Consider the following 14,881-nt stretch of genomic DNA (forward strand, 5'->3'; position numbering starts at 1 on the left):
ATTGGTCTGCGACGTGGACAACATGTCGTTCCACGGCACGGAACACCGCACAGCAAAGAAGGTTCCGCCTGCGTGCAGGCGGAACCTTCTTTCAACCTATGTCAGCGGTAGAGCCAGACTCCGCCGCCGCCGAGGGCGATGACCCGGTCCAGCTGGTGGGTAACGCCGTTGTCGTCGTCCTGGGTGCAGTCGTACGGGAACAGCGAGTAGTGGCCGTCGCCGCCGCTGCACATGATCGGACGGGCGGTGCCGTACGGGCTGATCACGATCCGCGACGACAGCCGCAGGTTGTTCAACGGAATGTGGCGGTCGCAGCCAATACGATCGGCGAATTCCACGGGGCGATGACGCCTGCGACACCCGCCGCTTCCCGAAGCGTCATGGAGTACAGGCCAGGTCGGACTTCGGCCGCGCCGCCGTGGTCGCTCAATGCCAGCGCTGCGTAGTAGCGCAGCTTGGGGATGGTGAGGTCGGTGGCCGGCCATTTCGAAGAGCGCCCTGTCCCGCAGATTGCGGTCGCGGGCCCAGTCCGTGGTCTCGAAAGCGCGTCGGCGGCGGCGATCGCGGCCCGCGCCTCGTCTGCACCGGCCTCGGCGAAAGTACCGAGCACCTTGCCGGTGGCCGGGTTCGAAGACTCGATGTGCGTTGCGGAATCGACCCACTGGCCGTCGATGTAGTTGCGGGCGTGCGGGAGACCGGAAATGGTCACAGTGATGAGGTTCCTTTGGCCGAGCGGAGGGTTGAACGGTGTTGCGGTAGTTCAGATCTGGCGGGCGATGTGTTCGGCGGCCGCGATGACCGTGAGGTTGGTCGCCGCGGATGGGACGTCCGGGAAGATCGAGGCGTCGACGACGCGGAGCCCGGGTACGCCGCGCACCGCGCCGAGCCGGTCGGTCACGGCCGTCGGGTCGTCGTCCGCGCCCATCGGGGCGGTGGACGTCGGATGGTGGTAGGTGTCCAGGGTCGCCAGCATCGAGGCTTCGATCTCGGCGGTGTGTACCGCCTGCGGACCCGGGTTCAGTTCGCGATCAATGAGGTCGGCCAGCGGATGCGTGCCGCCGAGTCGGCGGGCGAGTTCGATGCCCTCGATCAGGGGGCGCCGATCATCGGGCTCCGCAAGGAAGTTGATGTCGATGCGGGGCGCAGCCGCCGGGTCCCGACTGACGAGGGTCAGGGTGCCTTGCGAGTGCGGACGCACCAGTGCCACCGCGAGGACGAATCCGACGCCGGTGGGACTGGTGGTGTGGTCGAAAAGGTGGGTGGCGGTGATGTGCAGATCCAGCTCACCTTCGGCGGCCCGCGAACTCGCGGTCCACACCTTGGCGCCGATCACCGGAGTCTGCTCACCGATGCTGGCGGGATCGGCGGCATAGGCGTTGTAGTAGAAAGGATGGTCCTGTAGCCGCAGCCCGACGGGCAGATCTGCGACCACCGGAATATCAAGGGCGGCAAGGTCTCCGGCGGGGCCGATACCCGAGCGCAGCAGGATGGCGGCGCTGCCGTAGGTTCCCGCGCTGAGGATGACCTCCCGTGCGCGGATCTCGGTACCGTCGGCGAGGATTACGCCCGCTGCCCGCCCATCCTCGACGAGCACCCGGTCGACGAGGATATCGGCGCGGATGGTGAGGTTGGCGCGGGCCCGTACCGCCTCGGTCAGGTAGGCCATGCCGGTATTGATGCGGACACCGTCGCGCACATTCATCGGATACGGGCCGACGCCATCGGGATTCGCGCCGTTGAAGTCGTCGACCTCGGGAATGCCTTGCGCGAGAGCCGCATCCACGAACGCGCGCTGCATGGTGCTGAGGTCGTTGTGGACGAGCTGGGTGATGGCCAGCGGCCCGGTGCAGCCGTGCCATGCCGGGTCACCCACGTCGGTGGACTCCAGCGCCCGGAAGGCGGGCAGCAGGTCCTCGAATGACCAGCCCTGCAACCCCCGCTTGGCCCAGCGGTCGAAGTCGGACGGAGGGTGCTCGCCGAAGCACACGGCTGATTGGCGTGCCCTGAAATCTGGCATGCGGTGAAATGTTGCGGCCCATGATGTTTCGGGGCGACGGTCAGCTGCCGGGCTGCACGATCGGCTTGATCGAGCCGGGGTCCATGCGGGCGCTCGTCAATGCCGCCGTCACCTGATCCAGACCGAACCGGCCGGTCACCAGGCGGTCGAGGTCGACCCCGCCGCTGGCTGCGAGCTCGATCGCGGTCGGCCAGGTGTTGGCGTAGCGGAAAGTACCGGTCAGCTCCAGCTCATGTTCCTGTATGTAGGGCAGCGGCAACGGCACATCGTCGCCGCCCATGCCGACGAGCACGACCCGCCCCGCCCTGGCCACAACGCGCACCGCGGCGCCGATCGCCGCGGGATGCCCGGAGCATTCCAGGAGGACACTCGGCTCGAATCCGATCGCGCCGAGCTCGGTGATGCCGACGTCCACCGCTCGCGTGCAACCCAATTCGGTGGCCAGCGCCAGCCGCCGCGGGTTCACGTCGGTGATCACCACCTCCGCCGCACCGAATGCCAGCGCCGTCTGCGCGGCAACGAGCCCGATCGGTCCCGCACCGTTCACCAGCACCCGATCCCCCGCGCTCACACGCGCTTTCCGGCACGCCCAGACACCGACCGACAGCGGCTCGAGCAGCGCGGCCGCCTCGTCGGTCAGCGAATCCGGCACCGGGTGCGCGAATTCCTCATGCAGCACCACGTATTCGCAGAACGCGCCATCGATCGGCGGTGTACCGAAGAATCGCATATCCGGACACAGGTTGTAACGGCCCGCCCGGCATTGCACGCAGGTGAAGTCCGGCACTCCCGGCTCGAGCGACACCCGTTGCCCGACAACATGACGTCGAGCATTCGAACCAAGTCCGATCACCACACCAGACGCTTCATGGCCGAGCACCAACGGCTGCTCGACCACGTGCCCGCCGATCCGCCCGTGCTCGTAATAGTGCACGTCCGAGCCGCACACACCGACCGCACTCACCTTGATCAGCACCTCGGCCGGACCAGGATCGGGCATAGCGCGTTCCACGATCGCGACCTTGCCGACCATCTCCAGAACCGCTGCGCGCATATCGTCACTGCCTTTGGAGCTCGACACCTGACCACACCGTCGACCCGACAGCACAGGCCTATCGATCAGATCACCGAATATCGTCCGCGCGCAGCGGAATGCGCCGGGTTCCTCCCCGGCGCACGACGAACTATGTGTGAGTCAGCGCCGAAACAAACGGCGAACGCGCGCGAGTAGTCCGACCTTTTGCGGTGCCGGAGCGGCTTTCTCGACGCCGGCCTCCGCCGACGTAGCCTGCGCGAATCGCACATGCAGTTGTTCGCGAACCTGATCCGGCGTGTACGCCCGCCGCCGACGCTCGGCCCGCACGACCACCACACCGGTGGCCACCACACCGGCCGCACCCGCCAATCCCACTGCCTTCCACCACCTCATACCGCATAGGCTACGGGCTATGCAGGGTACGAGCATCAATCTCGACCGAGCGCTCGAGCTCACGAGAACGGGTGACATCTGGCTGTTCCGTGGCCATTCGGCGGCTGACCGGGCGATCAGGATGACGACGAACAGTCCGGTGAACCATGTCGGGATGTCGGTGGTGATCGACGATATGCCCGCGTTGATCTGGCATGCGGAGCTCGGGCGTTCGCTGCCGGACATGTGGTCGGGTTCCGCGCATCGCGGCGTCCAGTTGCACAATCTGCGCGATGCGGTGCTGGTGTGGGCGCATCGCTACGGTCAGCAGGCTTGGTTGCGTCAGTTGAACCGGCCGACCACCCGCGAGATGGAAGACAGCCTGCTGCGCACCATCGCCCGGCTCGACGGGACGCCGTTCCCGTCCACCGCCAGTCTCGCCGGACGCTGGCTGCGCGGCCGAGTGAGCGTGCCGCGCAAGTCACGCCAAACGTCCGCCCGGGAGCTGGAGAAGGCGTACTGCGCGGAGATCGTGGCCGCGACCTACCAGTCGATGGGACTGCTGCCGTCGGACCGCAGCCCCAATTGGTATGACCCGGGCCGCTTTTGGAGCGGCGACCGGTTGCGGCTGTCCGACGGCTACGAACTGGGCGACGAAATCACCGTCGACACACCGGCAAAGCCGGACTGATCAGTTGCTACCCGGCACCACGATGCCGGTTTCGTATGCGAGAACGACCAATTGGGCGCGGTCGCGGACATCCAGCTTGGTGAGCAGACGTCCGACGTGGGTCTTGACGGTCGCAACGCTCACGTAGAGGGTGTCGGCGATTTCGGCGTTGGACCGCCCTGCGGCGATGTGTTCGAAGACTTCACGCTCACGGTCGGTGAGCGTGGCCAACGCGCCGGGCAACGCCGACGGTGCCGAGGGTTGACGAGCGAACGCACTGATCATCCGGCGGGTGATGCTCGGGGTCAGCAGAGCGTCACCGCTGGCCACCACTCGGATCGCGCGCAGCAGTTCCTCTGGCGGTGAGTCTTTGAGGACGAAGCCGCTGGCACCGCTGCGCAGCGCCTGGAAGACGTGCTCGTCTTGGTCAAACGTCGTCACTATCAACACATGTGGGCCGTCGACACCCCCCGCCGCGATGTGCTGCATCGCCTCGAGCCCGTCCATGATCGGCATCCGAATGTCCATCAGCACGACATCGGGCCGCAGCTGCCGAGTGAGCCGGACCGCTTCGCCGCCATTGCCCGCCTCGGCGAGAACGGTGAGATCCGGCGCGGAGTCGACGAGGACGCGGAACCCGGCGCGGACGAGAGCTTCGTCGTCGGCGATCAGTACCCGGATGGGATCGGGGTCGCCGCTGGTCGGGTGAGTGCTCTCAGCTGACATCGTGATCCTCATCGATCGGGAAGTAGGCGGCGACGGCAAAGCCACCCTCGGGTCGTGGTCCGGCCTCGAAACGGCCGCCGAACAACGACACTCGTTCACGCATCCCGATCAGGCCGAGACCCGAGCCGGTGCCATCGAGTCCGGAGTCCTCGGCGGCCGGTCCGTCATCCGTGACGGAGACGACCAGCTCGTGCGGGGCGTGCCGAATCTCGATCCGCGCGCGGGCGGTGTGCGCGTGCTTGACGACGTTCGTGAGCGCCTCCTGCACGATCCGATAGACCGTGGTCTGTAGCAGCGCGGAGTAGTCGGCCGGCTGACCGGTGACCTGATACTCCACGACCAGGCCGTCATGGCGAAGTCCATCGACAAGACCGGGGATCTCGGCGAGCCCGGGTTCGCCCGGCTCCGGCTGCTGCCCGGGTTCGCGGGTCTGCGCCAGCACTCGCCGCAGTTCGTTCAGCGCGGACCGGCTGGCCGTCTCGATCGCGCCGAGCGCCTGACGCGCCTCACCCGGCTGCTCGTCGATCAGCAGCCGAGCCACTCCGGAACGGACCGCGACCATGCTCAAAGTGTGCGAGATCAAGTCGTGCACGTCGCGCGACACTCGCAAGCGTTCCTCGGCCCGAATCCGGCGTTCCTCCTCGGCGGCCCGATGACGTTGTTGCACGGCAAGACTGTTCCGGTAGTCACGTCGGGTCCGCAGCATGTCGCCGATCAGCCAGGCGGGGACCGCGATCAACAGCTGCACGAAGTCTTGTTCCTGATCGGGATGCAGATCAGTGGCGACCCACCCGGTGATGTACACGGCGACGAGCGCCGCACCGACGGCAAGCAGTGACTCGCGCCGCGATCGCCGGTCGGCCAGCGTGAGCACGGCGACGCCGAAGGCCGGATCGGTATTGCTCACCCATGGCGTGAATCGGACACCGAGCAGCGCGGCAAGACACAGCACAACCGTCACCGCGACGAGCACCGCCAGCGGCCAGCGACGCCGGAAGACCAGCGGGACAACCACGGCCGCGCCGAGCGCCGCGATGGCCGGCAGCGACCCGATCCCGCTGACCGTGCCCGTCAGCAGCGGCAGGGTGAATATCGCGAAACAGCCGACGGCGATCCCGATATCGATCGCGTCCGGCCCGGCACCGTCCGGCCGGTGCCGGAACGCCGGCAGCCGCTGATGCCACGGCCGCGCGGTCTGATCCGGCGGCAAGGAAGTAATCGCCATAGCGCAGACGGTAATCGGCTCGGCGGTGCGGACACATCGCCCCGAGGTCGAGCGCGCGAATCATCCGCAAGTCGGACAGGTGGTGCGGTATCCGCCTCCAGTGTGGACCGATCTCGTGGCCTGAGGATGACGACAACACCCTGGTCAGCGGGCCAAAGTTGGGGCATGAACACATACACCGGGTCCAGATCACACAGCGCGCACTCCGACGGTCTCATCCGGCCCAGGCTGTCGCGCCCGCTGCTCGTCATTGCCGGTGTCTCCCTTGCGGCGGGTGTCGTGACCGGTGGCGTGAGCTATCTCGATCGGTCTCCTGAGCACGAGGCGCACGTCGACGGTACGGCGGCGTTGGGGGCGCACGTTCTGCTGTTCGCGCTGGCTGCCGCCCTTGTCTTCGTCGTAATTCGTCGGCGCGGCATCGACGCGTTCTGCCGCATGCTGCTGGCTCCGCTCAGCACCACCGCCGCACAACGGTTCGGGCGCACGGTGCGTTCGATCCTGAACCACCCGACCGCGCTGCTGCGCCTGCTGCTCGGCATCCTGCCGCTGGCGCTGCTCGTGTACAGCCCGTTCCGGATCGGGGTGCAGGTGCTCGGTGGCCTCGATCCGAACTTCACCGTCAACGCCTGGGGTGGGCCGAGTTATCTCGGCGCCATGGCCTTTCACTACTTCGACGGTGCGCTGCTGATTACCGCGGCGGCGGGCATGCTGCACCTGTTGCTGTTGCCCGCCGGGCACGGCAAGCCAGCCGATATGCGCCGACGGTGACCGAATGACCGTTGGCGACCGACCCCGCCGATGTCCGGCGGGGTCGCGTCGCGCTGACCCGAACTACTTGTCGGCGATGAACTTTCCGCCGACCGCGTATCCGTCGGCCGGGTACTCCTCGATCCAGACGTGCACCGATTCGGCAGGCGACTTGTAGGCGTCGACGAAGGCGTCGGTGATCCGGCGGACCAGCTCGCGCTTGGCTTCGTCGGTCTTGGGCAGCTGCTGGACAATGACGTTCGGCATTGCGTTTCCCTTCTCGGTGTCCGCTCGTGGCATCGAGCGGAACTACCAATCAATCTGCTGCACATCGCCTGCCTGTCCAAGAGCCGGTTCGCGCACGCAGCGATCACCGATCGTGATCGTCGAATTCGCAGGCGGCCAGCAGGATCTCCAGTGCGGGTGGTGCTGCGGCGCTGCGCACGACGAGCGCGGTGTCCAGCGAAAGTCCCGGCGCGGCAAGCGAACTGAACACCACCCTGGTGCTGCGGAGCTGCCGCGCGTGTGCGGCGTAGACGACGGTCCAGCTGGTGTCCGAGCCGATCATGGCCAGGGTGTCCGACAGCGCGGAGCTGACCGGTCCGGGTACCGGCTCGAATCCGGCCGCGTGACAGGCATCGACGACGAGGTCGACCAGCGGCGCGTTGGCGCGACGTTCGGTGAGCCGCAGCGGATAGGGCGCAAGGTCGGCCAGCGCGAGTTCCGCCGCATCGGCCAGCGGATGCCGCGCGGAGATCGCGACCAGCAGCGGGTCGTCCCACACCGGGATGCGACGCAGGCCGGGATGGTCGACCGGGCCGCGGACGAACGCGGCATCGAGCCGCCCGTCCAGCACCTGTTCCACGCGAGCACGGGTGGACGCCGACACGGTCTCGACCCGCACCTGCGGCGCCAGACGTTCCAGGATGCGATCCAGATGATCGCCCAGACCGGTGCTGGTGCCGAGTCGCAGCGTGGTGCCCGCGACGAACCCGGTGATCGACGCCTTCGCGCGGGCGGCCGCGGCCAGTGCGTCCCGTGCGCCGGGCAGGAATTGCGCGCCCGCCTCCGTCAGCACGACCCGGCGCGGCGACCGATCGAACAGTTCGACACCCAGCTCGCGTTCCAGCTGACGAACCTGCTGGCTGACGGCCGATTGCACGATGTGCAGCCGCTCGGCGGCCCGCCCGAAGTGCAGCTCCTCGGCGACGGTGACGAAGTACCGGAGTTGACGCAATTCCACCGGCCCGACCCTACGGGCCGACGGGGTTGCGCTAGAGCCCGGCGGCGGTGAGCTGGTAGTCGGCCTCGAGCAGCATCCAGCCGCTGAGTTGGACGGAGAGATCGCGGGCGGGGTTCGCCGATGCGGCCGTTCTGCCGTTCGACAGATGCAGTGGGGTTTCCGGTTGGTCGGGCACCGTGGCCTGCTGGGACCAGTCCGGGCCGAACAGTGGGAGTCCGTTCACGTCGGCTCGGTGCGTCCAGGCCGACTGGGCGGAGGCGTGCACGATGCGCGCGGCCGTGTTGTCGCGCAACGTGATTGCGGCCAGCGCGAGGTAGCGGGCGAGGATGCCCATGAAGAGCCCGCCATCACCGCCACCAGCGCCGACTATGACGCCGTTCTTCGTCATTCCGGCGCCGGTCGCGGCGATCAGCGCGGCGGCTCGCCGACGCTGTTCGGAAGAACCTGTGCGTGTTGCCAATTCGGTCTCCAGCCCGATGGTCGTGCCCTGGTTGTAGGTGTAAACTGCGGGCTCGACGCGTGCGCCCGGTTCGTGGACGCCGTCGACGATCAGACCAGAGTTGTTGGCGCGCAACCGAGTATCGAGGAAATCGGCGAGCTGCGTAGCGCGGGACAGGTCACCCAGCCGAGCCAAAGCGACACCGGTCGACGCATTCGTACACGAGTTGTAGTAGTCGGAGCCGACGCGCCAGCGCATCGCACCGACCTCCGGGTCATAGCCCTCGTCGATGGCCGCCCGCAGGTCGTGAATGCTGTCCGCGAACCTGACGCCGAGCTGGCGGTCCGCCCGTTCGAGAGCCAGCAGCAGCCAAGCCATGTCGTCGTAGTACTGGTTCGTCCAGCCGGTCAGGTTGCGCGCGCGAATACCGCGCACGATCGCCGCAACTCGGTCACTACGCTCAGCCGCTGGAGCGCGAAGCGTGGCATCGATCGCGCAATCGAGAAGGTGCGCCTGAAACCAGTAGTTCCACTCCTCGAACACCTCCTCCAACGGAGACGGCGGCCAAGCAGTCACACCGAGCAGCGTGCCCGGCAACCCCCACACCGGACGCAGATGCCGCGCCAGCATTGCCTGCTCCGCAAGCCCCGCCCGCTCGGCTGCCTGCGCTTCCGGAGCGGCCGATGCAAGCGCGGGCGAAACGGCAACACCGAACCCAACTCCGGCCGCAGCCCACAGCACCGCCCGCCTGCTGACCCCGCCTCGATCCATCGATCCGACCTCCTTCGCCGAGCGACTCTAACCGCCACTCCCCCAAGGCAAATCGCAACGCGCCCATGCGGGCTCACGCGCCGTCCATGGAACGCCCGCGATAAGCCGGGCGATAGGCAATAAGCCGGATCGGCTATGACTGCGGGCGCGACGAAGCCCGGCACATCGGACGCTTCGACGATCGGACAGAGACCCCAATTCGGGCATCAATGTCGGCCGACATCCCAGAACACCGACTGTTTCTGCACTTTCGCAGATGGCACCTGCGCATTTCCCCCTTGTCTGCGCACAGGTGGGCACTAATACTGACCAACCGAACCCGTGTGCGGTGCGTCACATGCGCGTGTGCGGGCAGCGTTGGGAAAGTAGAGGAACAGTTAGATGACGTCCACAATTGAAGAAACCGGTTCCGAAAAGGGTCTCGCGCGGGTCGCGCAGTCACTCGGCAGGTGGACGGAGAAGTGGTTCCCCGACGCGTATGTCGTCGCATTAGTAGGTGTATTCATCGTGGCCCTCGCCGCGTTCGCCAACGGCTCGTCGCCGAAAACAGTGGCCACCGCGTTCGGCGACGGCTTCTGGGATCTGACCGCGTTCACGCTCCAGATGGCCATGGTGCTGCTCGCCGGTTACGTCGTCGCCACTTCCCCACCGGTCGCGCGGCTGATCGATCGGCTCGCCATGGTGCCGAACTCCGCCACCACCGCGGTGAGTTTCGTTGCGCTGCTTTCCATGTCGGTGTCGTTCCTGAACTGGGGACTCAGCCTGGTCTTCGGCGGCCTGCTCGCCAGGGCGATCGCCCGGCGCACCGATCTGCGGGTGGACTATCGCGCGCTCGGCGCGGCGGCGTTCATGGGATTGGGCGCGGTGTGGGCGCTGGGGCTGTCGTCCTCGGCCGCGCAGTTGCAGGCCACCCCGAGCTCGCTGCCGCCTGCCGTGCTCAAGATCACCGGCGTCCTGGACTTCGGGAAAACGATCTTCACCTGGCAGTCCCTGCTCATGTGCGTCATCGTCATGGCACTGACCGTGGTCATCGCCCATCTCTCGGCGCCGAAAGGCGAGGCCGTCAAAACCGCCGAGGAGCTGGAGGTCGACCTGGACGACCAGCCCGAGGAAGAGGCCCCGCGCGAACGGCCGGGCGAATGGCTCGAATACAGCCACATCCTGCCGATCCTGGCCGGTCTGCTGACGCTGGGCTGGTTGATCTACCAGTTCCTCGGCAAACCCGCACTCACGGTGCTCAGCAGCCTCAACGCCTACCTGCTGATCTCGCTCGTGCTCGGTTTGGTGTTGCACGGAACGCCACGCAAGTTCCTGCAGGCCGTCACCCTTGCCGTACCCGCCACCGCGGGCATTCTCGTCCAATTCCCGCTCTACGCCGCCATGGCCGCGATCCTCACCAAAGCGAAAGGCCGAGGCGGACAGACGGTCTCCGCACATCTCGCGGACTTCTTCACCAGCATCGGCGGCGGCGGCACCTTCGCCATCGTCATCGCCATCTACACCGTGGTGCTCGGCATCTTCATCCCGTCCGGCGGCGGAAAGTGGCTGGTCGAAGCGCCTTACGTGATGCAGTCGGCGACCGACGTGCACATGAACCTCGGCTGGACCGTCCAGATCTACAACGTGGCCGAGGCGCTGCCCAACCTCATCAACCCGTTCTTCATGCTGCCGCTGCTGGCGATACTCAAACTACGGGCGCGCGACATCGTCGGTTTCACGTTCCTGCAGTTCATCCTGCACCTGCCGGTGGTACTGCTGCTGGTGTGGCTGCTCGGCATGACGTTCGACTTCGTCCCGCCGATCATGCCCGCGAGCCCATAACTCGTCAGGTCCGAATGTTGTACTGCGGGAACATGTTCCCCGCGAGGTTCACTTCGCGGGGAACGATCCGGCGAGTGTGCGCGTAGACGGCCGCGTGCACGCGATCCCGAACACCCAGCTTGGCAAGCACATTCGAGACATGCGTCTTCACGGTCTGCTCGCCGACGCCGAGCGCGTCGGCGATCTCGGGATTCGTATAGGCCTGCGCGATCAGCAGCAGCACCTGATGCTCACGAACAGTGAGGTTCTCGACCTCCGGTGCGGTGGGAAACGGCTCGATCCCAGTGGCCAGCCGGGTGACGAGGCGGCGGGTCAGGTTCGGATCGATCAACGCGTCACCGCGCGCCGCCATCCGGATGGCCGAGATCAAGCCGGTGGACGGCAGCGTTTTGACGAGGAACCCGCTCGCGCCCAGACACAGTGCGCGATAAAGGTTTTCATCGGTATCGCAACTGGTGAGCGTGAGGATCCGGGTGGCGCCACCGAGCGCCGCGACCGAGTCGATGGCGGCCGGTCCGTCCAGACCTGGCATGTCCAGGTCGAGCAGGGCGACGTCCGGACGCAGCCGCTCGATCTCCCGGATAGCGGCGATACCGTGGTCGACCTCTGCGACGCACTCGATATCCGGCTGCCCGCCGATCGCCGCGCGCAGACCGGACCGGAACACCGCGTGATTGTCGGCCAGCAACACCGAAATCGTTGCGCGCGAGGTGCTGGTGCCATCGGTCTGCGATCGATCGAAGTGCCGGTCACAATCCACCGGCTGATGCGTCTCGACCGCGCTGCTCGTCGACGCCGCGGCGGTGGGCACGCCGGTGACCGAGAGCGTTGCCGCGGTGATGGCGAGCACCACCGACGACGCCACCCGGCGCAGTGGATGGGTCGATGCGGCTTCCGGCCGGATGTTCAGCGCAGGAACCCTTCGTAGTTTTTGTTCATCAGTTGGCTTTCGAGCTGTTTGATCGTATCCAGTCCGACGCTGACCACGATAAGCGCGGAGGTACCACCGAACGCAAGACTCGGCGCCGAACCCGAGGCACCGATGCCTAGCAGCAGGTTCGGCAGCACGGCCACCGCGCCGAGGTAGACGGCGCCGGGCAGGGTGATTCGGCTCAGCACGAAGGTCAGGTAGTCCGCGGTCGCCTTGCCAGGGCGGTAGCCCGGCAGAAACCCGCCGAACTTCCGCATCTCATCCGCCCGCTCCTGCGGGTTGAAGGTGATCGCGACGTAGAAGTAGGTGAAGAACACGATCATCGCGAAGTAGATCGCGACGTACGCCGGGCTGCTCGGATTGACCAGGTACCGCTGGATCAGCTCCTGCCACTTGGACTGCGAGCCCGAACCGCGCTGGGTCAGTTGCACGAGCAGCTGCGGCAGGTACAGCAGCGAGGACGCGAAGATCACCGGAATCACCCCGGCCTGATTGACCTTCAGCGGCAGATACGTCGACGAGCCGCCATACATCTTCCGGCCCACCACACGCTTGGCGTACTGCACCGGAATCCGGCGCTGCCCCTGCTCCACGAAGATCACGCCGATGATCAGTAGAAACACCGCAACACAGACCGCGGCGAAGATCAACGGACCCCGGCTGTCCAGAATCGACTTGCCCTGGCTCGGCAGCTGCGCCGCGATACCGGCGAAGATCAGCAGCGACATGCCGTTGCCGATGCCGCGCTCGGTGATCAACTCGCCGAACCACATGACCAGCGCCGCACCCGCGGCCAGCACCAGCACGATGGTGATCATGCCGAACAGCGAGGTGTCGGCCAGGATGTCCTCGGGACACCCGCGCAGCAGCTGACCCCGTGCGGCCAGCGCGACCAGCGTCGACGCCTGCAGTACCGCGATCGCCAGCGACAGATAGCGGGTGTACTGCGTGATCTTGGTCTGGCCGGTCTGACCTTCCTTGCGCAGTTCCTCGAACCGCGGGATCACGACGGTCAGCATCTGGATGATGATGCCCGCGGTGATGTAGGGCGTGATGCCGATCGCGAACACCGAGAGTTGCAGCATCGCACCGCCGGAGAAGAGGTTGATCAGCTGGTAGATGCCGGCGGATTCACCACCGGAGACGATCGCGATGCAGGCGCGAACCGACCCGAAGTCGACACCGGGTGACGGCAGGATCGCGCCGAACCGATACAGCGCGAGCAAACCCAAGGTGCAGAGGATCTTCCGCCGTAAGTCCGGGGCCCGAACAGCCGATACCACGGCGGAAAACACAAACTCCTCCTGACGAACGACGCGGTAGGACAGGGCGAATCCCACTGGAAATACAGGGATTCGAACCCGTCAAGGGCCTTCGACGGTACGGAGTATCCGTAGCCGTCCACGTCGCCCGAGAGTCGGACATCTGCCTCCCCCGATCGGGGGAATGGTCACCTGAGCACGGTAAATGCGACCGCGGTGACTAGGTGCGCACCACCAGTACAGCACCCGCGGCGAGCACTGCGAGCACGATCGCGGCGAGGCCGTAAATCAAACGGTGCGCGCGCAATACGGGCACGAAGCGGTCGACGGCGTAGCGGCCGGGTCCGGTCAGGGTGATGGTCGCGGCGGCCGCGGTGAGGATCAGCTCGTACTCGACCCCCTTGGGCGCGAAGAGGGCGCCCATGCCCTTGACGGCGAGCGCGTTGAGCAGCGTGCCGACCACAGCGGCACCCGCCAGCGGCGTGAGCAGTCCGATCGCCAGCGCGAGCCCGCCGAACGTTTCGGTCACACCGGCGACCAGGGCCATCGCCTCACCGGCCGGATAGCCCTTGCTGGTGAAGAACTTCGCGGTCCCGTCCAGGCCGCCGCCACCGAACGAGCCGAACAGCTTCTGCGCACCGTGCGCGGCCATGGTCAGCCCGACCGCGATGCGCAGCAGGAGCAGTCCGGCGTCGTAGGCATGCGGGGTCGCGGCATGCCCGGTCGTCTCGATCGGAGCAGAGGTGGATTCGGAGCGCGAAGTTGTTGCGGTGTAACTCATCTGATGTTCCTTTCGGTGGTGCGGTCGACCGGATTCAGCCGAATTGGATGGAGCGTTTGGCGAGGCCGAGCCAGAAGCCGTCGATCACGCTGCGCTGCATGGCCAGGTCTGCCTCGGCGGCGCCGAGTGAAACGAACAGCGGCGCGAAGTGTTCGGTCCGCGGATGCGCCAATTGCGCTGCGGGAGCTTTGTGTTCGAAGTCGAGCAGGGCATCGATGTCGCCCGCGTCGAGCGCGTGCCGACCCCATTCGTCGAACTCGGTCATCACCGGGTGCACCGATCCGTCCGAATTCAGCGCCCGCAGGTTGTGTGTGAAGAAGCCGCTGCCGACGATCAGCACACCCTGGTCGCGCAGCGGTGCGAGCTTGCGGCCGACCTCAAACAGACCCGCCGGGTCCAGCGTCGGCATCGATATCTGCAGCACCGGCACGTCGGCGTTCGGATACATCTCCACCAGCGGCACATAGGCACCGTGGTCGAGTCCGCGATCGGGCACGTCGTGCACCGACATGCCCGGTCCGCGCAGCAATCCGCGCACGTCGTCGGCCAGTTCCGGCGCGCCGGGCGCGGGGTAGGTCACCCCGTAGTAGTGCTGCGGGAAGCCCCAGAAGTCGTAGACCAGCGGAATCGTGGTCGTCGCACCGATAGCCAGTGGCGCGTCCTCCCAGTGCGCCGAAATCATCAGCACCGCTTCGGGTTTGGGCAGCTCCGCCGACCACGCGGCCAGCTGGCCCGGCCAGATCGGATCATCGGCCAGCGGCGGCGCGCCATGCGACAGATAGACCACGGGCATCCGCATCACTCTCGCCAATCCTTCCAGGTAGTTCAAATTTGAACATC

Annotated in this window: 17 protein-coding genes; 3 read left to right on the forward strand and 14 right to left on the reverse strand. The window is 66.6% G+C overall.

Annotation, left to right across the window (positions count from 1 at the left end):
* Nucleotides 1-101: 101 nt before the first annotated feature.
* From ACQPW1_RS26745 to ACQPW1_RS26765, 5 genes are all read right to left on the reverse strand, one after another.
* Nucleotides 102-296, reverse strand: a complete 195-nt coding sequence (locus ACQPW1_RS26745; protein ID WP_433654304.1) for a hypothetical protein — start codon at nucleotides 294-296, stop codon at nucleotides 102-104.
* Nucleotides 293-709 (reverse strand): aldehyde dehydrogenase family protein, encoded by a 417-nt coding sequence (locus ACQPW1_RS26750; protein WP_433654305.1) that lies wholly within the window; start codon nucleotides 707-709, stop codon nucleotides 293-295. The genes ACQPW1_RS26745 and ACQPW1_RS26750 overlap by 4 nt, the downstream gene beginning before the upstream one ends.
* A gap of 51 nt (nucleotides 710-760) precedes the next feature.
* Complete coding sequence (locus ACQPW1_RS26755) at nucleotides 761-2,017, reverse strand: GMC family oxidoreductase (RefSeq protein ID WP_433654306.1); 1,257 nt, start codon at nucleotides 2,015-2,017, stop codon at nucleotides 761-763.
* Nucleotides 2,018-2,057: 40 nt separating this feature from the next.
* A complete protein-coding gene (locus ACQPW1_RS26760) occupies nucleotides 2,058-3,071 on the reverse strand; it encodes an NAD(P)-dependent alcohol dehydrogenase (protein WP_433654307.1) in 1,014 nt (337 codons plus the stop codon).
* A 141-nt stretch (nucleotides 3,072-3,212) separates the two neighbouring features.
* Nucleotides 3,213-3,446 (reverse strand): hypothetical protein, encoded by a 234-nt coding sequence (locus tag ACQPW1_RS26765; protein WP_433654308.1) that lies wholly within the window; start codon nucleotides 3,444-3,446, stop codon nucleotides 3,213-3,215.
* 19 nt (nucleotides 3,447-3,465) lie between these two features.
* On the opposite strand from ACQPW1_RS26765, the gene ACQPW1_RS26770 reads away from it, so the two are divergent.
* Nucleotides 3,466-4,116, forward strand: a complete 651-nt coding sequence (locus ACQPW1_RS26770; protein WP_433654309.1) for a hypothetical protein — start codon at nucleotides 3,466-3,468, stop codon at nucleotides 4,114-4,116.
* On the opposite strand, the gene ACQPW1_RS26775 is transcribed toward ACQPW1_RS26770, so the two are convergent.
* Both ACQPW1_RS26775 and ACQPW1_RS26780 read right to left on the reverse strand, forming a co-directional pair.
* Nucleotides 4,117-4,821 (reverse strand): response regulator, encoded by a 705-nt coding sequence (locus ACQPW1_RS26775; protein ID WP_433654310.1) that lies wholly within the window; start codon nucleotides 4,819-4,821, stop codon nucleotides 4,117-4,119.
* On the reverse strand, nucleotides 4,811-6,046 hold the full coding sequence (locus ACQPW1_RS26780; RefSeq protein WP_433654311.1) for a sensor histidine kinase: 1,236 nt from the start codon (nucleotides 6,044-6,046) through the stop codon (nucleotides 4,811-4,813). Before ACQPW1_RS26780 ends, ACQPW1_RS26775 begins: the two co-directional genes overlap by 11 nt.
* 165 nt (nucleotides 6,047-6,211) lie before the next feature.
* On the opposite strand from ACQPW1_RS26780, the gene ACQPW1_RS26785 reads away from it, so the two are divergent.
* On the forward strand, nucleotides 6,212-6,814 hold the full coding sequence (locus ACQPW1_RS26785) for a hypothetical protein (RefSeq protein ID WP_433654312.1): 603 nt from the start codon (nucleotides 6,212-6,214) through the stop codon (nucleotides 6,812-6,814).
* A 63-nt stretch (nucleotides 6,815-6,877) separates the two neighbouring features.
* On the opposite strand, the gene ACQPW1_RS26790 is transcribed toward ACQPW1_RS26785, so the two are convergent.
* The 3 genes from ACQPW1_RS26790 to ACQPW1_RS26800 all read right to left on the reverse strand — a co-directional run bounded on the left by ACQPW1_RS26790 (nucleotide 6,878) and on the right by ACQPW1_RS26800 (nucleotide 9,246).
* Entirely contained in the window at nucleotides 6,878-7,060 is a 183-nt protein-coding gene (locus ACQPW1_RS26790; RefSeq protein ID WP_040738949.1) for a 2-hydroxymuconate tautomerase family protein, read from the reverse strand.
* Nucleotides 7,061-7,163: 103 nt separating this feature from the next.
* Nucleotides 7,164-8,036, reverse strand: coding sequence for a LysR substrate-binding domain-containing protein (locus ACQPW1_RS26795; RefSeq protein WP_433654314.1), 873 nt, complete (start codon nucleotides 8,034-8,036; stop codon nucleotides 7,164-7,166).
* Nucleotides 8,037-8,067: 31 nt separating this feature from the next.
* Nucleotides 8,068-9,246: a glycoside hydrolase family 76 protein gene (locus ACQPW1_RS26800; protein ID WP_433654316.1), complete on the reverse strand. Its 1,179-nt coding sequence runs from the start codon at nucleotides 9,244-9,246 to the stop codon at nucleotides 8,068-8,070.
* Between the two features lie 381 nt (nucleotides 9,247-9,627).
* On the opposite strand from ACQPW1_RS26800, the gene ACQPW1_RS26805 reads away from it, so the two are divergent.
* Nucleotides 9,628-11,067, forward strand: coding sequence for a short-chain fatty acid transporter (locus tag ACQPW1_RS26805; protein ID WP_433654318.1), 1,440 nt, complete (start codon nucleotides 9,628-9,630; stop codon nucleotides 11,065-11,067).
* 4 nt (nucleotides 11,068-11,071) lie between these two features.
* On the opposite strand, the gene ACQPW1_RS26810 is transcribed toward ACQPW1_RS26805, so the two are convergent.
* The 4 genes from ACQPW1_RS26810 to ACQPW1_RS26825 all read right to left on the reverse strand — a co-directional run bounded on the left by ACQPW1_RS26810 (nucleotide 11,072) and on the right by ACQPW1_RS26825 (nucleotide 14,834).
* Nucleotides 11,072-11,932 (reverse strand): response regulator, encoded by an 861-nt coding sequence (locus ACQPW1_RS26810; protein WP_433654320.1) that lies wholly within the window; start codon nucleotides 11,930-11,932, stop codon nucleotides 11,072-11,074.
* A 41-nt stretch (nucleotides 11,933-11,973) separates the two neighbouring features.
* Nucleotides 11,974-13,293: a preprotein translocase subunit SecY gene (secY, locus tag ACQPW1_RS26815; RefSeq protein WP_433654321.1), complete on the reverse strand. Its 1,320-nt coding sequence runs from the start codon at nucleotides 13,291-13,293 to the stop codon at nucleotides 11,974-11,976.
* 187 nt (nucleotides 13,294-13,480) lie between these two features.
* On the reverse strand, nucleotides 13,481-14,041 hold the full coding sequence (locus ACQPW1_RS26820) for a DoxX family protein (protein WP_433654322.1): 561 nt from the start codon (nucleotides 14,039-14,041) through the stop codon (nucleotides 13,481-13,483).
* A gap of 34 nt (nucleotides 14,042-14,075) precedes the next feature.
* Nucleotides 14,076-14,834 (reverse strand): dioxygenase family protein, encoded by a 759-nt coding sequence (locus ACQPW1_RS26825; protein ID WP_433665343.1) that lies wholly within the window; start codon nucleotides 14,832-14,834, stop codon nucleotides 14,076-14,078.
* Between the last annotated feature and the right edge of the window lie 47 nt (nucleotides 14,835-14,881).

This window comes from Nocardia sp. CA-128927 (genome assembly GCF_050955855.1).
Lineage (GTDB): Bacteria > Actinomycetota > Actinomycetes > Mycobacteriales > Mycobacteriaceae > Nocardia.